This window comes from Devosia sp. P2_G7 (assembly GCF_056403495.1).
On the sequence record NZ_JBFUFI010000003.1, the window covers coordinates 193,298 to 213,910 of the forward strand.

Genomic DNA, 20,613 nt, shown 5'->3' on the forward strand with positions numbered 1-20,613 from the left:
ATGCCGCGGCCTTTCTATTGCGCAGCGCGTCCGGCGGTCGCGGCAAACAGCGCAATGGCTGCGGCGTTCGACACGTTCAGCGATTTGATCGGCCCCGGCATATCAAGCCGGACCATCTCGTCGCAAAGCTCACGCGTGCGCTGCCGCAACCCTTTGCCTTCGGCGCCAAGCACGATGGCGATCGGCGTATCATCGGTGCGCGGGCGAACCGGGGCAGGGGCCTCCGAATCGAAGCCGATCACCGTCAGGCCGCGTTCCTTGAGCTTCTCGATGGCATCGCCGAGGTTGCGCACCTCGATCATCGGCACCAGGTCCAACGCTCCGGAGGCGGCCTTGGCCATCACGCCGGTCTCGCGCGGCGAGTGCCGCGCCGTGGTGATCACCGCATCGGCGCCGAACGCGCAGGCGGTACGCAGGATCGCCCCGACATTGTGCGGGTCGGTCAACTGGTCGAGGATGACCACCAGCCGCGGGTTCGGCACGTCGTTGAGGCCGAAACGGCTGACCGCCTCCACCTCGAGCGCCACCCCCTGGTGAACGGCGTCCGCACCCAGCAGCCGGTCCAGTTCCTTGGGCGTCGTCTCGGTGAATCGCATCTCCACCGGACCGGTCTCCTTGAGGCGCATCAGCGCATTGGGAGTGACCAGCAGGTTGCGCCGTTCGCGCAGCGGATTGTCGAGAGCCGCCCGCACCGTATGCAGCCCGTAAAGGTATACCGGGCCGGTATCTGGGTCGTAGCGCGGCTTAGGCGGGAATTTGTTGCGGCTCATGGGGATGCCCTAGCGGTTTTGATGCACAACGGCAAGGCGGCGAGGCTTGCGGCGCTATGGGCGGCAAAGGGGCGCATTGGGTGTTGACAGGCGTTCACCGCCCCGACATAAACCGCCCCGACGACGCGCCCGGGGACGGGCGCCGTTCGTTTCTCCGGCTCTGAATGGAGGGGTGGGAGAGTGGTTAAATCCGGCAGACTGTAAATCTGCTCGCTTAGCGTACACTGGTTCGAATCCAGTCCCCTCCACCAGCCGCCCCAGGGCGCCAGAGCCGAACTCCCAAGTCTCCTGCAGCCGGGGCGCTAGACCCGCCCGCTACTCGTCCGCGTTCTGATCCTGCATCAGCACCGCGCTCGCCGGCGCCACCAGGGTCCAGGAAATCCGGGACGGAGTCTTGGTTATCGTCGCGCGTCCATTCAGCGCGATCGGCGCGATGCGCTTCAGCACGACCGTGCCGAAACCCTTGCCCTGCTGGACGTCGTCGACCACCGGCCGGTCGAACTTCTCATCCCAGGTCAACTCCAGCTCCGAGGTCGGTTGCCCGCCGATGGACCAGGAAATCTCGATCGAGCCGCCCTGGCCGGAAAGGACGCCATACTTCGCCGAGTTGGTGCCCAGTTCGTGGAACGCCATTCCGAGGTTCTGCACGGCGTTCGGAGCGACCGTGATCAGCGGGCCGGAGACCGAGACCAACTCCTCGTGTCCGAACGGTGCCAACTGCTCGCGAACCAGCTCGGCGAGGGTCGATCCGGTCCATTCCGATCGAACGAGCAGATCATGCGAGGCCGCGAGGCTGGCGATGCGGGTCCGGATCTTCGCCTGGAATTCGTCGATCGACACCGAACTGAGACCTGTCTCCCGGATCAGCGACAGGATGACCGCGTACTGGTTCTTCACCCGGTGGTTGATCTCCCTCAGCAGCACCCGGATGCGCCGTTCGCTCTCCTTGGCCTCGGTGATGTCGCGGGCAATCTTGGATGCGCCGATCACCTCGCCACGGGCGTTTCGGATCGGCGAAACCGTCAGCGAGACGTAGATCGTGCTTCCGTCCTTGCGCTGGCGGATCGTCTCGTAGCTCTCCACCCGCTCGTTGGCGCGGATGCGCCGGATGATGTCGGCCTCCTCGCTCCTCAGATGTTCGGGGATCAGCATGGTGATGGGCTGGCCGACGGCCTCCGCCGCCGTGTACCCGAACAGTCGCTCGGCGGCAGGGTTCCAGTCCGTGATGATGCTGTTGAGGTCCTTGGCGATGACCGCGTCGAACGAAGACTCGATGATCGCAGCCAGACGCGCCTCAGCGACCTGGCCGCTGTGCGCTGGATTGAGTACGTGATGTGTCATGAGCCCCCCGGACGACTCGCTTGAACGTCGCTCGGCACCGAAGGTTCCGGTCCCCCTCGCCGTATTTTGCAGGCATCTCGCAGCGGCGCCGTAGGCTCCGCTAGCCGCACCAGTTCGGCGCTTTGGCTGTCTTTTCCCTCGCGAGTCCGGCGGCCACGAGTTCGGCGCCGATCGACTGCCCGTTCCGGGTGACAAGCCGTAACTGCGCCCCATCGACCTGTCCGTCGCCGCTCAGCTCGAACGAGCCCCTGTTCAGGAGGTCACGGAGTTTGAGGGCTGCGAGCCAGGACAGGTTTGATGCGCCAGGGCACTCCGAGGCATAGCGCGCCGGCGCGGTGATATCGGCGAGCCTGACCATCTGTCCGCGCAGAAAGAAGCTGTCGCCCGACCACACGCAGGTGATGTGCGGCCGCGCCTCGCACAGCATGAAACCGGCGTCCTCGGCCAAGGTCGAGGAGGGGGCCGCCAGCAGCGGCAGGATCAGCAGGGCAATCGCAGCGCGCATACCCCACGCTGACTCCGAACGCGCCGGCACGCAATGCACTTTGCCGGGAACGGGCCGGACGACCTCTTGCCAGAATTGTACCCGAACCACTACAAGGCCGTCGGCGCCGCGGCGCGGGTGTAGCTCAATGGTAGAGCAGAAGCCTTCCAAGCTTATGACGAGGGTTCGATTCCCTTCACCCGCTCCAGCTTCCACTCTCCCACCTAACCCACCGGCTTTCTCGCTTCCTCGACGACCCAGTCGCGGAAGGCCTTGATCTTGGGCACGTTCCGGCGTGCCTCGGGGTAGGCGAGCCAGTAGCTGGTGCCTTCATCGATGACGCGCTCGAAGGGCTGGATCAGGCGTCCTTCGGCGAGCTCCCGCTGGAAGTAGTCTGGGGTGAGCAACGTGACGCCCTGGCCTGCCATCGCGGCAATGGCATCGAATGTCTGCATGTTCATCGAGGGCGTGTTCTGCTGCCTCAGCACATCGTGGGGCAGGCCGTAGGCATCGAGCCACCGGATCCACCAGGGATCATCGGCATCGAGCAGCGGCAGTTTGAGGATATCCGCCGGTTCCCGAATGCCGCCGACCGAGTCAGCCAGCGCCGGCGACAGCATCGGGGTGAAGCGCACGTCGATCAGCTTGACGGCGGTAAGGCCGGGCCACACCCCCCTGCCGGCGCGGACGACGACGTCCACTTCCTCCCGGGTGAAGTCCACCAGCCGGCCGGTGGTCTCGAGCCGCAGCGCAATCTCCGGATGGCGCAGCTGGAATATGCCCAGCCGCGGTGCCAGCCACTGCGCGGCGAAGGTATGCATGGTGTTGACGATCAGCGTGCCGTGCTCGCTTTGCCCGAGATCGACAAACGCCTCGCGCAGGATGTCGAAGGCCCGGTTCACCTCTGGCGCAAGCCGCTGGCCGGCCTCAGTCAGCGCCACCTCGCGCGGCCGGCGCAGGAATAGCGGCGAGCCCACGCGTTCCTCCAGAAGCTTGATCTGGTAGCTCACCGCAGCCTGCGTCATGCCCAGTTCCTGGGCCGCGCGGGTGAAGCTCAGGTGCCGCGCCGCAGCTTCGAATACCCGGATCGCAGCAAGTGGGGGTAGGTGATCTGACATAAGGCCTCCTTATGTATGATACTCGACCTTTGGTTGGAAATCAAAGCGCTGGGAGCGCATCTATCCCTCACAGACATCAAAGTTGACGGTGATCGAAATGCTCTACCAAGCTCCCAAGACCCGCGCCGCCCGCCTTCTCAACTGGATGAAGCACGTCATCCTCCCGCGCCGCGCCCATCCCGTAGCGGACGTCCGCGAGCTCAGCTCATACCTGCGCGCCGATATCGGTGCTACCGACACGGACTATCCGTTTCACCATCCCTAATGACCGGCTCCGCTTTCGTGACGGCCAATGAAAAAGGCCCGGCAGTGCCGGGCCTTCGATTCGTGCGGCGATCACCCCGATCAGCAGTCGAGCAGGTGACCCGAGCCCTTGGGAGCTGCAGTGCATTTCCACAGCAGCGGCAGCTTGACCGTATCCGCGGCGTCTTCGGTGGCCATGGCAACCGACTTCGGAGCGGCCTTCAGCATTTCGGCGCCCTTTTCCCAGCACTCTTTCTTCAGTGCGGGGAAGATCAGGCAGTTCATTTCGGGATCCGAGAGCACCGGCGCAGCGGTGGTGGGCAAGACCGGCACGGCGAAACCTGACGCGACGAGCGCGGCAACGAGTACGAGCTTCTTCATCGATTATCCCCTGGTTACCTCCTGGCGCGGCGCACCGCGCGGCACGCAGCCTAATCCGGCCGATCGATCGGGCGCAATCGGGTGCAAAGGTTGCCCCCTTGCCACTTGCGCCGCCCGGACCTTTTCAGTAGAGGGAGTGCCGCAGGTCTAGGGGTATAGCTCAGTTGGTAGAGCATCGGTCTCCAAAACCGAGGGTCGAGGGTTCAAGTCCTTCTGCCCCTGCCACCTGCCCAGGCGCTTAGCGCCACCCAATCCCACATTGTCCGATGAAGAGTTAGCCGCGCCTGTCCACAGCGCGCGCCATCTGGACGTCGCCGTCCGAAGAGGGTTCGCGTGGCCTGGCTTTTTGGGCAATTGAGCTCCGGACCGGAAGACAGCGGGCGCGACACGCAATCGCGTCAGCAGCCCGCTGCTTCCTCCGAAGAATGGTGTGTATACGGCCCCGGACCAGTCCGCATTTAACAATGACATCCCGCCGGGCGAGGCCGTTCGAATTCCGTAGGTGAGTTCCCATGGAGGGCGTAGAGTGGCTTGGCGCACATACGCGCCACCAGCGAAAGCGACCCCCAATATGCCTGTCGATCATCCCGCCGCTGCGCCGGGAGTGGTTCGTCGCACTCGCGTTCGGACGCTGACGGTTGCGCTGAGCTTTCTTGTCACGCTGGGGGCGTTGTTCGCGCTGGCGCCACTGCTGCGGTTCAGCACGTTCCTCACTTGAGCATCGGGCTGACCAGCACGATCGGAGCCAGACCCTATGCTTGATATCCGCTTTGCCGGTCGTCCGCGCTTCGTCGTGGGCTTCGCGCCGGCCGTGTTGCCCGACAATTCCGATGGACCGGTGCTGAGCGAGGCGATGGCCGGCGGCAGGTCCCCGGCGTTCCCGGCGTCCGGAATCAACTTGACCCACCATGTCCGCCGGCCGCCATCGCGTCCAACTAGGTCGCGCGCGCATCTGACGGTCGTGAAATGAGTGATCCCGCGATCAGCGACATCGACAGCGCGCCTGTCCCGTTCGACTATGCGGAGCCGGCCGATCTCTATTTCCCGGTGCACCTGGGCCGCAAGGGCGGACTCGATTACCGGCGTTTTCCTACCGCGGCCCTGGCGTTGCGCTATGCGCTGGAGTCGCTGGTCGCCGCCAAGCTGGCCTCGGCGACGCTCGAGGTCAACGGCGAGCGCTATGACAGCGTGGCGATGCGCCGGCTCTATTCCGCCCCGGAGTTTCCGGCGTGATCTCCGCCAGTCGGCTGCGGCACGTCGATCCCATCGTCGAGATATTCATGCAGCTTGTTGCGCAGCGTGCGGATGCTGATGCCGAGGATGGCGGCCGCGTGGGTGCGGTTGCCCAGGGTGGCATGGAGCGTACCGAGGATCAGCTCGCGCTCGACGTCGGCCGCTTGCAGGCCGACCAGTTGCCGCGCGGCAGTGGGATCCGGATGCAGGTCATAGCCGGTGTGCATTGCATCACCCTCCCGCTATCCCAGTTCGATCGGCAGCTGGAAGCCGAACTCCAGCACGCCGACAAAGACGATGAGCGCAGCTGTCGCGACCATGACGATCAACAGCAGATGCAAAAAGAGGTCGAGCCTGTGCCTTGCCGTGTTAGCCACGCGCCCCATATCCGATACCCCCAGAATCACGCCGCTAGTCCGTTCTCCATGCCTAGCGAAGGCAAGCTGACCAATGGCTGACAGCGTGCGGCGCCTGCTGAGAACCACGGTCCGACATCAGGACGTCATTGGGGCTTGCAATAGCTGTGCCAAGCCATTAGATACCGCTTCCCAAGCCGCCCGGGGTGACTCGCGCGGTTCTTCGTTTTTGGCCTGACGGCCCGACGGAAAGTAGAGCTGATGGCTGCGTTGAACCCCCTGAAATTCTTGCAAGAGGTTCGCCAGGAAGTCGGCAAGGTCACTTGGCCCACACGTAACGAGACGCTGATTTCGACCGTGATGGTGCTGGTAATGGTCGTCGTCGCGAGCTTCTTCTTCCTTGCGGCCGACCAGATCATTTCCTGGCTCGTGCAGCTGATGCTGTCGATCCGCTGATCGGCAAACTGAACTTTAGGAGCTTCGACGCGGCATGGCCAAGCGCTGGTATATCGTTCAGGCGTACTCGAACTTCGAGCGCAAAGTGGCGGAAGATATTCGCCAGAAGGTCGCGCAGAAGAAGCTTGAAGACCTGTTCGACGACGTGATCGTGCCGACCGAAAAGGTCGTCGAGATGCGTCGCGGCCGCAAGGTCGACGCCGAGCGGAAGTTCTTCCCGGGCTACGTCCTGGTGAAGATGGACATGACCAACGAGGCGTTCCATCTGATCAAGAACACGCCCAAGGTCACCGGCTTCCTCGGTTCGGGCGACAAGCCCATGCCGATCTCGGAGAAGGAAGCCATGGCCATCCTGCAGCAGGTGCAGGAAGGCGTCGAGCATCCCAAGCCGTCGGTCTCCTTCGAGGTTGGCGAGCAGGTGCGCGTTTCGGACGGCCCCTTCGCCAGCTTCAACGGCGTCGTCGAGGAAGTCGACGAGGAGCGTTCGCGCCTCAAGGTGGAAGTTTCGATCTTCGGGCGTCCGACGCCCGTCGAACTGGAATACGGACAGGTCGAGAAGGTCTGATCCGTTACCTGTGACCTGAGGGTCGCAGGAAAACCGTGGGAGGGCAGGGCGGTTGCCAACCGCTCGTACGTCCGGACCACGGCGTCTCACAGATCCGGTGACGCGGATCAACCGCCCGATCCTGGGCACATATGGAGATTGAACCATGGCAAAGAAAATCACTGGGTACCTGAAGCTTCAGGTCCCGGCCGGCTCGGCGACCCCGTCGCCCCCGATCGGCCCCGCGCTGGGTCAGCGCGGCCTCAACATCATGGAATTCTGCAAGGCCTTCAACGCGAAGACCGCCGAGCAGGAAAAGGGTGCCCCGACCCCGGTCGTGATCACCATCTACGCCGACAAGAGCTTCACGTTCGAGACCAAGCTCCCGCCGGTCACCTACCTGATCAAGAAGGCCGTGAACCTGAAGTCCGGTTCCAAGCTTCCGGGCAAGGAATCCGCTGGCACGATCACCCAGAAGCAGATCCGCGACATCGCGGAAAAGAAGATGGCTGATCTCAACGCCTACGACGTCGACCAGGCCGCGACCATGATCGCTGGCTCCGCCCGGTCCATGGGCATCCAGGTAGAGGGCTGATCATGACCAAGCTCGGTAAGCGTACTGACGCCGCCCGCGTGGGCATCGATCGCAAGAAGCTCTACGCCCTCAACGACGCCGTGAAGATGGTCAAGGAACGCGCCAAGGCGAAGTTCGACGAGACCGTCGAGATCGCGTTCAACCTGGGCGTCGACCCGCGCCACGCCGACCAGATGGTCCGCGGCGTGGTCAACCTGCCCAACGGCACCGGCAAGACCGTTCGCGTCGCCGTGTTCGCCAAGGACGCCAAGGCCGATGAGGCCCGCAAGGCTGGCGCCGACATCGTTGGCGCCGAAGACCTCGTCGAGATCGTCCAGTCGGGCAAGATCGAGTTCGATCGCGTTATCGCGACCCCGGACATGATGCCGCTGGTTGGCCGTCTCGGTAAGATCCTCGGGCCGCGCAACCTGATGCCAAACCCGAAGGTCGGGACCGTGACCCCCGACGTCGCCGGTGCGGTCAAGGCCGCCAAGGGCGGTGCCGTCGAGTTCCGCGTCGAGAAGGCAGGCATCCTGCACGCCGGCGTTGGCAAGGCCTCGTTCTCGGACGAAGCCCTGCTGCAGAACATCAAGGCGTTCGCCGATGCCGTCCAGAAGGCAAAGCCGGCTGGCGCCAAGGGCACCTACGTCAAGCGCGTCGCCGTGTCCTCGACCATGGGCCCCGGCGTCCACGTCGATCCCTCATCGGTCAACGCTTAAGACCGTCCCGCGAGAATTCCTGGCGGCAGCAATGCCGCCGGGATGCCGATCTTCGGATCGGTAAAGTCCTGTCCGAGACTGCGGGTGCGTCCTCGAGGCGCCTAATCCCAACCCAGCGACGCGCTAGCGCGCGATCAAAGGAAAAGGGGCCCGCATAGATGGGGTGAAGACCGGAATTCGTTCCGGTTCGAACCAGGCCAGTTGCCGCCAAGGGGCATTTCGCCCTCCGACGGTCAGCCGGTTGACAGGCATCAACCGCTGCACTCCCGACGGAGGGCAGCAATTGGCAGAAGTTCACGACTATTCGTGAGCTAAATGTGGAGACTAGCAGTGGAAAGAGCGGAAAAGGCTGAGCTCATCACCTCGCTCCAGGCGTCGTTCGCGACGGCCGGGTCGATCGTGGTTGCTCAGAACGCCGGCTTGACCGTTGCCGACCTGGAGAATCTGCGCAGGCAGATGAAGCAGGCCGGGGGGACGATCAAGGTCGCCAAGAACCGCCTCGCCAAGCTTGCTCTGAAGGAAACCGACAACGCCGATATGTCGGCCCTGTTCACAGGTCCGACCGTCGTCGCCTTCGCCAAGGATCCCATGACCGCGCCGAAAGTCGCGGCCGCTTTCGCCGACAAGAACCAGAAGTTCGTGGTTCTCGGTGGCGCAATGGGGAAGACCGGGCTCGACGCCGCAAACGTCAAGGCGCTCGCCACCATGCCGTCGCTGGACCAGCTTCGCGCCACGCTCGCAGGGATGCTCAAGCAGCCCGGCACGCGTATCGCGTCGGTCCTCCAGGCCCCTGGCGGTGCGGTTGCACGGGTCATCTCGGCACACGCCGAGAAGAGCAATGCAGCATAGGCAAACTACCCACGTGGGGCCGTTCCGGCCCTCCACGGTTCGAACTGAAACATCAAAGAGAGTGAACTCAAATGGCTGATCTCGCCAAACTCGTAGACGACCTGTCTGCCCTCACCGTTCTGGAAGCTTCCGAGCTTTCGAAGCTTCTCGAAGAGAAGTGGGGCGTTTCGGCTGCCGCTCCGGTCGCCGTCGCTGCTGCTGCCGGCGCTGCTGCCCCGGCCGCTGCCGCTGAAGAGAAGACTGAATTCGACGTGATCCTCGCCTCGTTCGGCGAGAACAAGATCAACGTCATCAAGGAAGTCCGCGCCATCACCGGTCTGGGCCTCGGCGAAGCCAAGGCACTGGTCGAAGCGGCTCCGAAGGCCGTCAAGGAAGGCGCCAACAAGACCGAAGCCGAAGACATCAAGAAGAAGCTGGAAGCGGCCGGCGCCAAGGTCGAGCTTAAGTAAGCTCGCCGACCCGATCTCGAGGCAGCGCCGGCGGCGCTGCCTCATTACCGTCTCAGTGTTGACTATAGGGACGGGCGCCACCCGGCGATTGAATGGTCGGGCAGGGCGCGCATAGCGGGATCAACCCGCCCGAATTTTGAGTTGCGCAAACTGAGGGCCTCCCTCCCATCGAGGCCTGGACGAAACAAGCAAGGCTGATGTCCTGATGCCCGACGGCTGATAGTCGGGCCTTTGGACATCTGCCTCCGAGACATCGAGAAAAACAGGAGCTGGTATGGCTACCACGTTCAACGGCCGCCGCAAGGTACGCAAGTCTTTCGGCAGCATTCGCGAAGTCACGGAGATGCCCAATCTGATCGAGGTCCAGAAGGCCTCCTATGATCAGTTCCTCCTCGTGGACGAGCCCAAGGGCGGGCGTCCCGATGAGGGGCTTCAATCCGTTTTCCGGTCGGTTTTCCCGATCACTGACTTTTCCAACACCGCTTCTCTCGAATTCGTGAAGTACGAGTTCGAGCAGCCGAAGTATGACGTCGACGAGTGCCGTCAGCGCGACATGACGTTCGCAGCGCCGCTCAAGGTCACGCTTCGCCTGATCGTGTTCGAAGTGGACGAGGAAACCGGCGCCCGGTCCGTCAAGGACATCAAGGAGCAGGACGTCTACATGGGCGACATGCCGTTCATGACCATGAACGGTACTTTCATCGTCAATGGTACCGAGCGCGTCATCGTCTCGCAGATGCACCGTTCGCCTGGCGTGTTCTTCGACCACGACAAGGGCAAGACCCACTCGTCGGGCAAGCTGCTGTTCGCCGCCCGCATCATCCCGTACCGCGGCTCGTGGCTCGATATCGAGTTCGACGCCAAGGACATCGTGTTCGCCCGTATCGACCGTCGCCGCAAGATTCCGGTGACCTCGCTGCTCAAGGCGCTCGGCATGGATGCCGAGGAGATCCTGTCCACCTATTACGACACTATCTCGTTCGAGCAGACCAAGACCGGCTGGCAGAAGCCGTTCGACGCCGAGAAGATGAAGAACGCCAAGCCGACGTTCGACCTGATCGACGCCAAGACCGGCGACGTCGTCCACGAAGGCGGCAAGAAGCTCTCCCCGCGGCAGGCCAAGAAGCTTGCTGAAGGTGGCCTGACGCACCTCGCAGTGGTGGAAGAGGACCTCTACGGTCAGTTCATCGCCGAGGACCTGGTCAACCTCAAGACCGGTGAGATCTTCGCCGAAGCCGGCGATGAGATCGACGAGAAGCTGCTGACCAAGCTCAAGGACGCCGGGTTCGACGCCCTGCCGATCCTCGACATCGACCACGTCACCGTGGGCGCCTACCTCCGCAACACGCTCGCCGTCGACAAGAACGAGTCCCGCGAGGACGCGCTGTTCGACATCTACCGCGTGATGCGTCCGGGCGAGCCCCCGACCGTCGAAACCGCCGAAGCCATGTTCAAGTCGCTGTTCTTCGACAGCGAGCGCTATGACCTGTCTGCGGTCGGCCGCGTCAAGATGAACATGCGCCTCGACATCGAAGCCGAGGACACCGTCCGCATCCTGCGCAAGGAAGACATCGTCGAGGTGGTTCGCACTCTCGTCGACCTGCGCGATGGCCGCGGCGAGATCGACGACATCGACAACCTCGGCAACCGCCGGGTGCGTTCGGTCGGCGAACTCATGGAGAACCACTACCGGCTCGGTCTGCTCCGCATGGAGCGGGCGATCAAGGAGCGCATGTCGTCGGTCGAGATCGACACCGTCATGCCGCAGGACCTGATCAACGCCAAGCCGGCTGCTGCTGCCGTGCGCGAGTTCTTCGGCTCGAGCCAGCTCTCGCAGTTCATGGACCAGACCAACCCGCTGTCCGAGATCACGCACAAGCGTCGTCTCTCGGCGCTTGGGCCTGGCGGTCTGACCCGCGAGCGTGCCGGCTTCGAAGTGCGCGACGTGCACCCGACCCACTATGGTCGTATCTGCCCGATCGAGACGCCGGAAGGCCCGAACATCGGTCTGATCAACAGCTTGGCGACGTTTGCTCGCGTGAACAAGTATGGCTTCATCGAGACGCCCTACCGCAAGATCGTCAACGGCAAGGTCACCGACGACGTCGTCTATCTGTCGGCAATGGAAGAGGCCAAGCACTACGTCGCCCAGGCCAACGCCCAGCTGACCGACAAGCGTGAGTTCGCCAACGACCTGATCGTGGCGCGCCACGCCGGCGACAATGGCCTGACGCCGAAAGAGACCATCGACCTGATGGACGTGTCCCCGAAGCAGATCGTTTCGGTGGCCGCGGCGCTCATCCCGTTCCTCGAGAACGACGACGCCAACCGCGCGCTCATGGGCTCGAACATGCAGCGTCAGGCTGTGCCGCTGCTGCGCGCCGAGGCCCCGTTCGTGGGCACCGGCATGGAGCCGGTCGTCGCCCGTGACTCGGGCGCCGCGATCGTTGCCAAGCGCAAGGGCATCGTCGACCAGGTGGATGCGACCCGTATCGTTATCCGCGCCACCGAAGAGACCGATGCCTCGAAGTCGGGCGTCGACATCTACAACCTGATGAAGTTCCAGCGTTCGAACCAGTCGACCTGCATCAACCAGCGTCCGCTGGTGGTGGTGGGCGACCACGTCGAAGCCGGCGACATCGTTGCGGATGGTCCGTCGACCGAACTGGGCGATCTGGCTCTCGGCCGCAACGTGCTCGTCGCGTTCATGCCGTGGAATGGCTACAACTTCGAAGACTCGATCCTGCTCAGCGAAAAGATCGCCATGCAGGACGTGTTCACCTCGATCCACATCGAGGAATACGAAGTGATGGCCCGCGACACCAAGCTTGGTCCTGAGGAAATCACCCGCGACATTCCGAACGTTTCGGAAGAAGCGCTGAAGAACCTCGACGAAGCCGGTATCGTGCACATCGGCGCCGAAGTGGCGGCTGGCGACATTCTCGTCGGCAAGATCACGCCGAAGGGCGAAAGCCCGATGACGCCGGAAGAAAAGCTCCTCCGCGCCATCTTCGGCGAGAAGGCTTCGGACGTTCGTGATACCTCGCTCCGGGTTCCCCCGGGCGATGCCGGCACCGTGGTTGAAGTTCGTGTCTTCAACCGCCACGGCATCGACAAGGACGAGCGTGCCATGGCCATCGAGCGCGAGGAAATCGAGCGCTTGGCCAAGGACCGTGACGACGAGCAGTCGATCCTCGACCGCAACGTCTATGCGCGCCTGAAGGAAATGCTGTTCGGCAAGACCGCGACCGCTGGCCCCAAGGGCTATGTCAACGGCACCAAGCTGAACGACGCGACCTTCGACGCCCAGCCGCGGTCCAAGTGGTGGCAGTTTGCCCTCGACGACGACAAGGTCATGGCCGAGATGGAGGCCCTCCACGCTCAGTACGAGGAGAGCCGCAAGCTGCTCGAGCAGCGCTTCATCGACAAGGTGGACAAGCTGCAGCGCGGTGACGAACTTCCGCCGGGCGTGATGAAGATGGTCAAGGTCTTCGTCGCGACCAAGCGCAAGATCCAGCCGGGCGACAAGATGGCCGGCCGTCATGGCAACAAGGGCGTGGTTTCTCGTATCACCCCGATCGAAGACATGCCGTACCTGGAAGACGGTACGCACGTCGACATCGTGCTGAACCCGCTCGGCGTGCCGTCGCGCATGAACGTTGGTCAGATCCTCGAGACGCATCTTGGCTGGGCCTGCCGTGGCCTCGGCAAGAAGATCGATGAGATCATGAAGACCTACCAGCAGAAGGGCGACATGACGCCGCTCAAGAAGGAGATCAGCGCCCTTTACGAAGGCGATGAGTACGTCTCCCAGCTTGACGACGACAGCATCCTCCGCCTCGGCGAGCATCTCTCCAAGGGCGTTCCGATTGCCACTCCGGTGTTCGACGGCGCCAAGGAAAGCGACATCGTCGAGCTGCTGGAGCGCGCCGGGCTCAACTCGACCGGTCAGTCCAACGTCTTTGACGGCCGGACCGGCGAGCAGTTCGACCGCAAGGTGACCGTGGGCTACATCTATATGCTGAAGCTCCACCACCTCGTGGACGACAAGATCCACGCGCGCTCGATCGGCCCGTACTCGCTCGTTACCCAGCAGCCGCTGGGCGGCAAGGCGCAGTTCGGCGGCCAGCGTTTCGGCGAGATGGAGGTGTGGGCACTCGAAGCCTATGGCGCCGCCTACACGCTGCAGGAAATGCTGACCATCAAGTCGGACGACGTTGCCGGTCGTACCAAGGTCTACGAGGCGATCGTCAGAGGCGACGACACCTTCGAGGCGGGCATCCCCGAGAGCTTCAACGTTCTCGTCAAGGAAATCCGCTCTCTCGGCCTCAATGTCGAACTGGATACGCTCGACGGTACCGAACTGCCTGCGGGCAGCCAGGCCGCCGACCAGATCGCACCTCCTCAGAACGCGGCGGAATAAGGCTGCCGAGTTCAACCCCCATTCACTTCGGATGCTTCCTGGCCCAGCCCGCCGGGAAGCTCCGATAAGAGGAGTCTACCGATGAACACTCATCACCACGTCATGGACCCGTTCAACCCTCAGGTTCCGGTCCAGATGTTCGACCAGATGAAGATCTCGATCGCCAGCCCTGAGAAGATTCTCAGCTGGTCGTACGGCGAGATCAAGAAGCCCGAGACCATCAACTACCGTACGTTCAAGCCCGAGCGCGACGGCCTGTTCTGCGCGCGCATCTTTGGGCCCGTGAAGGACTACGAGTGCCTGTGCGGCAAGTACAAGCGCATGAAGTTCAAGGGCGTCATCTGCGAGAAGTGCGGCGTCGAAGTTACCCTGAGCCGCGTCCGTCGCGAGCGCATGGGCCACATCGAGCTCGCCGCCCCGGTTGCGCACATCTGGTTCCTGAAGTCGCTGCCGTCGCGTATCGCGCTGCTGCTCGACATGACGCTGAAGGACATTGAGCGCATCCTGTACTTCGAGCAGTACGTCGTGCTGGACCCCGGCCTGACCCCGTTCGGCGAGAACGAGCTGGTCACCGAGGAGCAGTATCTCGACGCCCAGGACCAGTACGGTGCCGACAGCTTCACCGCCAAGATCGGCGCCGAGGCTATCCGTGACCTGCTGCTCTCGCTCGACCTCGAGAAGATCGCTGCCGACCTCCGCGTCGAGATCGCCGAGTCGACCACCGAGCTGAAGCCGAAGAAGCTGGCCAAGCGCCTGAAGATCGTTGAGCAGTTCATCGTCTCGGGCAACAAGCCCGAGTGGATGATCATGACCGTCATTCCGGTCATTCCGCCCGAGCTCCGTCCGCTCGTCCCGCTGGACGGCGGCCGCTTCGCCACGTCCGATCTGAACGACCTCTACCGTCGTGTGATCAACCGTAACAACCGCCTGAAGCGCCTGATCGAGCTTCGTGCGCCGGACATCATCATCCGCAACGAGAAGCGCATGCTTCAGGAAGCGGTCGATGCACTGTTCGACAACGGCCGCCGTGGCCGCACCATCACCGGTGCGAACAAGCGTCCGCTGAAGTCGCTGTCCGATATGCTCAAGGGCAAGCAGGGCCGGTTCCGTCAGAACCTGCTCGGCAAGCGCGTGGACTATTCCGGCCGTTCGGTGATCACCGTGGGTCCGGAGCTCAAGCTCCACCAGTGCGGCCTGCCCAAGAAGATGGCGCTCGAGCTGTTCAAGCCCTTCATCTACTCGCGCCTTGAGGCCAAGGGCCTCTCGTCGACGGTGAAGCAGGCCAAGAAGCTGGTCGAGAAGGAGAAGCCCGAGGTCTGGGATATCCTCGACGAAGTGATCCGCGAGCACCCGGTTCTGCTGAACCGCGCGCCCACGCTTCACCGTCTGGGCATCCAGGCGTTCGAGCCGCACCTGATCGAAGGTAAGGCCATCCAACTGCACCCGCTCGTCTGCGCGGCGTTCAACGCCGACTTCGACGGCGACCAGATGGCCGTTCACGTGCCGTTGTCGCTCGAGGCACAGCTTGAAGCCCGCGTGCTGATGATGTCGACCAACAACATCTTGCACCCCGCCAACGGCCAGCCGATCATCGTGCCGAGCCAGGACATCGTCCTTGGTCTCTACCACCTCAGCCTGATGAACGAGGGCGAGCCCGGCCAGGGCATGGCCTTCTCGGACATGGGCGAGCTGGAGCACGCCCTGGCATCGGGCGTCGTGACCATGCACACCAAGATCAAGGGGCGCGTCGACGTCTATGATCTGGAAGGCAACCGCACGACCGAGATCGTCGAGACGACTCCGGGCCGCATGTTGCTTGGCAAGCTGCTTCCGAAGCATCCGGCGGTGCCGTATGCGACGGCCAACCAGCTGATGACCAAGAAGATGATCTCCAAGATGATCGACACCGTGTATCGCGGTTGCGGTCAGAAGGAGACGGTCATTTTCTGCGACCGCATCATGGACATGGGCTTCAAGCACGCCGCCCGCGCCGGCATTTCGTTCGGCAAGGACGACATGGTTATCCCGGCGTCCAAGTACACCATCGTCGAGCAGACCCGTAAGCAGGTCGAAGAGTTCGAGCAGCAGTACAACGACGGCCTGATCACTCAGGGCGAGAAGTACAACAAGGTGGTCGACGCCTGGGCCAAGTGCGGTGACAAGGTCGCCGAGGAAATGATGAAGGGCATCGCTGCCGTTCAGTTCGACAAGGAGACGGGTCGTCAGAAGCCGATCAACTCGGTTTACATGATGAGCCACTCCGGCGCCCGCGGTTCGCCGGCGCAGATGAAGCAGCTTGCCGGTATGCGCGGCCTGATGGCGCGTCCCGACGGCTCGATCATCGAGACCCCGATCACGGCCAACTTCAAGGAAGGCCTGAACGTTCTCGAGTACTTCAACTCGACCCACGGTGCTCGTAAGGGCCTCGCGGACACCGCGCTGAAGACCGCGAACTCGGGGTACCTGACCCGTCGTCTCGTCGACGTGGCGCAGGACTCGATCATCACCGAGCTCGATTGCGGCACCGAACGCGGCCTCACCATGGAGCCGATCGTCGATGCCGGCCAGGTCGTGGCCTCGCTGGGTCAGCGCATTCTCGGCCGTACCACGGCTGACGATGTGGTGAACCCGGAGAACGGCGACGTCATCGTTCCCAAGGGCACGCTGCTCACCGAAAAGGACGTGGAGCTCATCGAGAGCTACAAGGTCCAGTCGATGCGCATCCGCTCGCCGCTGACCTGCGATCTCCGCCAGGGCTGCTGCGCCGCGTGCTACGGTCGCGATCTCGCTCGCGGTACTCCGGTCAACATCGGCGAAGCGGTTGGCGTTATCGCTGCTCAGTCGATCGGCGAGCCGGGCACCCAGCTCACCATGCGTACGTTCCACATCGGTGGCACCGCGCAGGTGGTTGACTCGTCCTACCTCGAGGCTGGTGCCGAGGGTAAGATCGAGATCCGCAACCGCAACGTCGCCAAGGTGGCGGGCGGTCAGCTGATTGCCATGGGCCGTAACGTGACCATCGCCATCCTCGACCCCGAGGGCAAGGACCGGGCCACGCACCGCGTGACTTATGGTGCCAAGCTCCGCGTGGATGATGGTGCCGAGGTCAAGCGCGGCCAGCGTATCGCCGAATGGGATCCGTACACCCGTCCGGTGCTGGCTGAAGTCGACGGCGAAGTCGGCTTCGAGGATCTGGTCGATGGCGCATCGGTGACGGAAAACACCGACGAGACCACCGGCTTCACCAAGCGCGTTGTGGCTGACTGGCGTACCAGCCAGCGCAGCGACAGCCTGAAGCCGGCCATCACGATCAAGCGCGGCGACGCTGTCGTCAAACTCGATCGCGGCGGCGAAGCTCGGTACCTGCTCTCCGTCGACGCGGTCATCGCGGTCGAGCCGGGCGAGAAGGTGTCGCCGGGTGACGTCCTGGCCCGTATCCCGCTGGAAAGCGCCAAGACCAAGGACATCACCGGCGGTCTGCCGCGTGTGGCCGAGCTGTTCGAGGCACGTCGTCCCAAGGATCACGCGATCATCGCGGAGATCACCGGCACGATCAAATTCGGTCGCGACTACAAGAACAAGCGCCGGATCATCATCGAGTCGTCTGAAGAGGGCGGCGAGCCCGTCGAGTATCTGATCCCGAAGGGCAAGCCGTTCCACCTGCAGGAAGGCGACACCATCGAGAAGGGTGAATACATCCTCGACGGCAACCCGGCACCGCACGACATCCTGGCAATCAAGGGCGTGGAAGAGCTTGCTCGCTACCTCGTCAACGAGATCCAGGAGGTCTACCGGCTCCAGGGCGTGCTGATCAACGACAAGCACATCGAGGTGATCGTTCGCCAGATGCTGCAGAAGGTCGAGATCGTGAACCCGGGTGACTCGGGCATGCTCAAGGACGAGCAGCTCGACAAGCTGGACTTCGACGAGCTCAACGACCAGCTGGTCGCCGACGGCAAGAAGCCGGCTACGGCCAACCCGGTCCTGCTCGGCATCACCAAGGCGTCGCTGCAGACCCGCTCGTTCGTGTCGGCCGCGTCCTTCCAGGAAACCACCCGCGTCCTCACCGAGGCGGCAGTTTCCGGCAAGGCCGATCTGCTCGAAGGCCTGAAGGAAAACGTCATCGTCGGCCGCCTGATCCCGGCCGGTACCGGTGCCGGCATCACCAAGGCCAAGGCGATCGCGACCCGTCGCGACGACATGATCCTGGATGAGCGCCGTCGCCAGGCCGAGACCGCCGCCATCGCGGCGCCGACTCCGGCCCCGACCCCGGCAGAGCCGGCCGAGTAATCGGCAGCTCCATCGCAGCACTTCGAAAGGGCCCTCCGGGGCCCTTTCTCTTTCCGATGCTATCGGCCGAGTTTCTTGAAGGTCATGTCACCTGGTTGGGCCGGAGCAGCCTCCTCGTCACTCCAGGCATCGCGCCCTACACAGTTGGTCAGCCTTAGTTCGTTGACTGATTCAGCAAAATCGCAGCTGACCCTCCGCCACTCCCACAACCAGCCCAATGAGTCGTCGTTGGAGAACTGCACCCTGCCACCTGCGAATACATATTCACCGATGGCCTCAAGGATCTCGAGGGTGGCGAGCTCGCTGGCTGCTTCAGACTCATACATGGGACCGAGCCAACTCGTACTGAGCCGGCCATCTTCGTGAAAGCTGATCTGCCACCCTACGGGGTGTTGATCCCTCCATCCCTCAGCCGAAACTAATTCCCAGCTGGTCCAGGGGTCGCTGACTGACGTATCACCGGCCAACGCAGGCGCTGCAAACGTCAATACGGTGATGCCTAGCAAGCAACGCAGAGGCAACCTGGCGATCATCGACCATCTCCAATGAACGGATCGAGACTATACGAAGCGAGCGACAAACGAACATACGGCGTGGACAAACCGCGCGCCGTCCGTGACATGCTGCGCGCATCGTCGTTCGACCTTGATTCATCATCCGAAGCCGGGGCGAACGACTTGAGCATCATGGAGACACAATGCGCATTCCGCCGCTTGCCATCGCCGGGGCCGTTATCGTCGCCTTGGCCATCATCCTGTTCGGCTCCTGGTATCAGATCGACCAGGGTGAGGAGGGGGTTGTGCTCCGCAACGGGGCGGTAACCGGCACCGTCGGACCGGGCCTCCACTTCAAGTTCCCGATCGTCGACGACGTGAAGGAGATCTCGCTCCAGTCCCACACCAAGACCTTCGAGTCGATGGAGTCCTACAGCCGCGACCAGCAGCCGGCCCAGATCCGCCTGTCGGTGAGCTACCACGTCATCCCCGGCAGCGGTGCCGAGGTCTATGCCGAGTATGGCGGGGTCGAAAACATGATCGCCCGGCTGGTTGAGCCACGCGTGCCGGCGCTGTTCAAGAACGTCTTCGGCCAGTACGACGCTCTCGGCGTCATCCAGCAGCGCGCCAAGCTCAACCTCGATGCACTGGCCGCCCTACAGGCCGGCATCGGCGAACCGATCATCGTCGAGAGCGTGCAGGTCGAGGACATCAAGTTCTCAGCCGCCTACGAAAACTCCATCGAGCAAAAGCAACTTGCCACCGTCGAGGTGCAGAAGCGGCAGCAGGAGCTGGCCCAGCAGGAGGTGCAGGCCAAGATCACCGTCACGCAGGCGCAGGCAGAAGCGGACTCGGTCGTTGCGACAGCCACTGCCAATGCCCAGGCGGTGCGTCTCGCCGCCGAAGCCGAGGCTTACTCGATCGAGCTCAAGGGCCGCGCCGAGGCAACGGCGATCGATCAGCGCGGCCAGGCGCTGAAGGATAACCCGGGCGTCGTGGCCCTGGTGCAGGCGGAGAAGTGGGACGGTGTGCTCCCCTCCGTAATGCCGCCGGGCGGCACCGTGCCTTTCCTCAATCTGACGCCCACACCGACGCCCTGAGCGGCGGAGCGGCGGAAGGTGCATCGAGGGGGCCGTTGCGGCCCCTTCTTTTTGCCTAGTCGCAGTGTCATGGAAGCGTCACGCGGCGCACTTTAGAAGGCACCGGCAAGCTGGAGGATGAGATGAGCGCCGATCTGTGGGGCCGGGTGGATGACTACATCGTCGACAAGCTGGTCGATGAGAGTGCGGCGCTCGCTGACGCGCTGAAAGCTAACGCCGCTGGTGGGCTTCGCCCCATCGACGTGTCCGCTGCCCAGGGCAAGTTCCTGCATCTACTGGTCCGCATGAGCGGGGCCAGACGCGTGCTCGAAGTCGGCACGCTCGGGGGCTACTCGACGATATGGATGGCCACGGCGCTACCGGCAGGTGGCTCAATCATCACGCTGGAGTACGAGCCGCACCATGCCGAGGTGGCGCGCCGGAACGTCGAACGGGCAGGGTACTCCGATCGGATCGAGGTGCGCGTCGGCGCCGCAGCGGAGACGCTGCCGGTGCTGGCGGCCGAGAAGCCCGAACCGTTCGACTTCGTCTTTATCGACGCCGACAAGCCGAACAACACCACCTACCTCGACTGGGCCATCAAGCTCGGGCGGCCGGGTACTGTGATCGTACTCGACAACGTGGTGCGGGATGGCCAGGTGGCTAATGCGGAGAGCAGGGATCCGAACGTCCTCGGCAGCCGTGGCGCCTTTGAGCTGATCGCGGCAAACCCTCGGCTCTCGGCCACAGCCCTGCAGACGGTCGGCGCCAAGGGCTATGACGGTTTTGCGATGATGATCCTCGACTAGG

21 protein-coding genes, 3 tRNA genes and 1 pseudogene are annotated in these 20,613 nt (G+C 63.3%); 17 read left to right on the forward strand and 8 right to left on the reverse strand.

Going from position 1 to position 20,613, the window contains the following annotated elements:
• Window positions 1-14: 14 nt before the first annotated feature.
• Window positions 15-770: a 23S rRNA (guanosine(2251)-2'-O)-methyltransferase RlmB gene (rlmB, locus tag AC1DWU_RS07015; RefSeq protein WP_477149266.1), complete on the reverse strand. Its 756-nt coding sequence runs from the start codon at window positions 768-770 to the stop codon at window positions 15-17.
• Between the two features lie 166 nt (window positions 771-936).
• Between rlmB and AC1DWU_RS07020 the strand changes: the two genes are divergently transcribed.
• Window positions 937-1,021 (forward strand) — tRNA-Tyr (locus AC1DWU_RS07020).
• 64 nt (window positions 1,022-1,085) lie between these two features.
• Here the strand turns inward: AC1DWU_RS07020 and AC1DWU_RS07025 are convergent.
• On the reverse strand, window positions 1,086-2,111 hold the full coding sequence (locus tag AC1DWU_RS07025) for a sensor histidine kinase (RefSeq protein WP_477149267.1): 1,026 nt from the start codon (window positions 2,109-2,111) through the stop codon (window positions 1,086-1,088).
• A gap of 100 nt (window positions 2,112-2,211) precedes the next feature.
• Window positions 2,212-2,616, reverse strand: a complete 405-nt coding sequence (locus AC1DWU_RS07030; RefSeq protein ID WP_477149268.1) for a thermonuclease family protein — start codon at window positions 2,614-2,616, stop codon at window positions 2,212-2,214.
• Between the two features lie 113 nt (window positions 2,617-2,729).
• On the opposite strand from AC1DWU_RS07030, the gene AC1DWU_RS07035 reads away from it, so the two are divergent.
• Window positions 2,730-2,803, forward strand: a tRNA-Gly gene (locus AC1DWU_RS07035).
• Between the two features lie 16 nt (window positions 2,804-2,819).
• Here the strand turns inward: AC1DWU_RS07035 and gcvA are convergent.
• Window positions 2,820-3,713: a transcriptional regulator GcvA gene (gene gcvA, locus AC1DWU_RS07040; RefSeq protein WP_477149269.1), complete on the reverse strand. Its 894-nt coding sequence runs from the start codon at window positions 3,711-3,713 to the stop codon at window positions 2,820-2,822.
• A gap of 97 nt (window positions 3,714-3,810) precedes the next feature.
• Between gcvA and AC1DWU_RS07045 the strand changes: the two genes are divergently transcribed.
• Window positions 3,811-3,978: a hypothetical protein gene (locus AC1DWU_RS07045; protein ID WP_477149270.1), complete on the forward strand. Its 168-nt coding sequence runs from the start codon at window positions 3,811-3,813 to the stop codon at window positions 3,976-3,978.
• A gap of 80 nt (window positions 3,979-4,058) precedes the next feature.
• Here AC1DWU_RS07045 and AC1DWU_RS07050 read toward each other — a convergent pair whose 3' ends face one another.
• On the reverse strand, window positions 4,059-4,337 hold the full coding sequence (locus AC1DWU_RS07050) for a hypothetical protein (RefSeq protein ID WP_477149271.1): 279 nt from the start codon (window positions 4,335-4,337) through the stop codon (window positions 4,059-4,061).
• A 149-nt stretch (window positions 4,338-4,486) separates the two neighbouring features.
• Between AC1DWU_RS07050 and AC1DWU_RS07055 the strand changes: the two genes are divergently transcribed.
• From AC1DWU_RS07055 to AC1DWU_RS07070, 4 genes are all read left to right on the forward strand, one after another.
• Window positions 4,487-4,562, forward strand: a tRNA-Trp gene (locus AC1DWU_RS07055).
• Window positions 4,563-4,863: 301 nt separating this feature from the next.
• Window positions 4,864-5,055, forward strand: a complete 192-nt coding sequence (locus AC1DWU_RS07060) for a hypothetical protein (protein ID WP_477149272.1) — start codon at window positions 4,864-4,866, stop codon at window positions 5,053-5,055.
• Window positions 5,056-5,091: 36 nt separating this feature from the next.
• Window positions 5,092-5,307 (forward strand): hypothetical protein, encoded by a 216-nt coding sequence (locus AC1DWU_RS07065; RefSeq protein ID WP_477149273.1) that lies wholly within the window; start codon window positions 5,092-5,094, stop codon window positions 5,305-5,307.
• Window positions 5,304-5,570 (forward strand): hypothetical protein, encoded by a 267-nt coding sequence (locus tag AC1DWU_RS07070; protein ID WP_477149274.1) that lies wholly within the window; start codon window positions 5,304-5,306, stop codon window positions 5,568-5,570. The genes AC1DWU_RS07065 and AC1DWU_RS07070 overlap by 4 nt, the downstream gene beginning before the upstream one ends.
• Here AC1DWU_RS07070 and AC1DWU_RS07075 read toward each other — a convergent pair.
• Both AC1DWU_RS07075 and AC1DWU_RS07080 read right to left on the reverse strand, forming a co-directional pair.
• A pseudogene (locus AC1DWU_RS07075) lies at window positions 5,543-5,755 on the reverse strand (helix-turn-helix domain-containing protein); the annotation flags it as partial. The gene AC1DWU_RS07070 and the pseudogene AC1DWU_RS07075 sit on opposite strands and share 28 nt — an antisense overlap.
• A gap of 57 nt (window positions 5,756-5,812) precedes the next feature.
• The gene (locus AC1DWU_RS07080) at window positions 5,813-5,947 is read right to left on the reverse strand and encodes a hypothetical protein (protein WP_477149275.1); all 135 of its coding nucleotides are present in this window, start codon (window positions 5,945-5,947) and stop codon (window positions 5,813-5,815) included.
• A 237-nt stretch (window positions 5,948-6,184) separates the two neighbouring features.
• Here AC1DWU_RS07080 and secE point away from each other — a divergent pair, with 237 nt between their 5' ends.
• From secE to rpoC, 8 genes are all read left to right on the forward strand, one after another.
• Window positions 6,185-6,382 carry a preprotein translocase subunit SecE gene (secE, locus tag AC1DWU_RS07085; protein ID WP_477149413.1) on the forward strand — a complete coding sequence of 66 codons (198 nt, stop codon included), beginning with the start codon at window positions 6,185-6,187 and terminating at the stop codon, window positions 6,380-6,382.
• A 34-nt stretch (window positions 6,383-6,416) separates the two neighbouring features.
• Complete coding sequence (gene nusG / locus AC1DWU_RS07090; protein WP_055877965.1) at window positions 6,417-6,947, forward strand: transcription termination/antitermination protein NusG; 531 nt, start codon at window positions 6,417-6,419, stop codon at window positions 6,945-6,947.
• Between the two features lie 145 nt (window positions 6,948-7,092).
• A complete protein-coding gene (gene rplK, locus AC1DWU_RS07095) occupies window positions 7,093-7,521 on the forward strand; it encodes a 50S ribosomal protein L11 (RefSeq protein WP_477149276.1) in 429 nt (142 codons plus the stop codon).
• Between the two features lie 2 nt (window positions 7,522-7,523).
• Complete coding sequence (rplA, locus tag AC1DWU_RS07100) at window positions 7,524-8,219, forward strand: 50S ribosomal protein L1 (protein WP_477149277.1); 696 nt, start codon at window positions 7,524-7,526, stop codon at window positions 8,217-8,219.
• A 330-nt stretch (window positions 8,220-8,549) separates the two neighbouring features.
• Window positions 8,550-9,068: a 50S ribosomal protein L10 gene (gene rplJ, locus AC1DWU_RS07105; RefSeq protein WP_477149278.1), complete on the forward strand. Its 519-nt coding sequence runs from the start codon at window positions 8,550-8,552 to the stop codon at window positions 9,066-9,068.
• 71 nt (window positions 9,069-9,139) lie between these two features.
• A complete protein-coding gene (rplL, locus tag AC1DWU_RS07110; RefSeq protein ID WP_477149279.1) occupies window positions 9,140-9,517 on the forward strand; it encodes a 50S ribosomal protein L7/L12 in 378 nt (125 codons plus the stop codon).
• A gap of 274 nt (window positions 9,518-9,791) precedes the next feature.
• Window positions 9,792-13,940 (forward strand): DNA-directed RNA polymerase subunit beta, encoded by a 4,149-nt coding sequence (gene rpoB, locus AC1DWU_RS07115; protein ID WP_477149280.1) that lies wholly within the window; start codon window positions 9,792-9,794, stop codon window positions 13,938-13,940.
• Window positions 13,941-14,021: 81 nt separating this feature from the next.
• Window positions 14,022-18,230, forward strand: coding sequence for a DNA-directed RNA polymerase subunit beta' (gene rpoC, locus AC1DWU_RS07120; protein ID WP_477149281.1), 4,209 nt, complete (start codon window positions 14,022-14,024; stop codon window positions 18,228-18,230).
• 59 nt (window positions 18,231-18,289) lie between these two features.
• On the opposite strand, the gene AC1DWU_RS07125 is transcribed toward rpoC, so the two are convergent.
• Window positions 18,290-18,763, reverse strand: a complete 474-nt coding sequence (locus tag AC1DWU_RS07125; RefSeq protein WP_477149282.1) for a hypothetical protein — start codon at window positions 18,761-18,763, stop codon at window positions 18,290-18,292.
• A 164-nt stretch (window positions 18,764-18,927) separates the two neighbouring features.
• Here AC1DWU_RS07125 and AC1DWU_RS07130 point away from each other — a divergent pair, with 164 nt between their 5' ends.
• Together AC1DWU_RS07130 and AC1DWU_RS07135 are read left to right on the forward strand one after the other, a co-directional pair.
• Entirely contained in the window at window positions 18,928-19,824 is an 897-nt protein-coding gene (locus AC1DWU_RS07130; protein ID WP_477149283.1) for a prohibitin family protein, read from the forward strand.
• A 122-nt stretch (window positions 19,825-19,946) separates the two neighbouring features.
• Window positions 19,947-20,612 (forward strand): O-methyltransferase, encoded by a 666-nt coding sequence (locus tag AC1DWU_RS07135; protein ID WP_477149284.1) that lies wholly within the window; start codon window positions 19,947-19,949, stop codon window positions 20,610-20,612.
• Window position 20,613 lies beyond the last annotated feature (1 nt).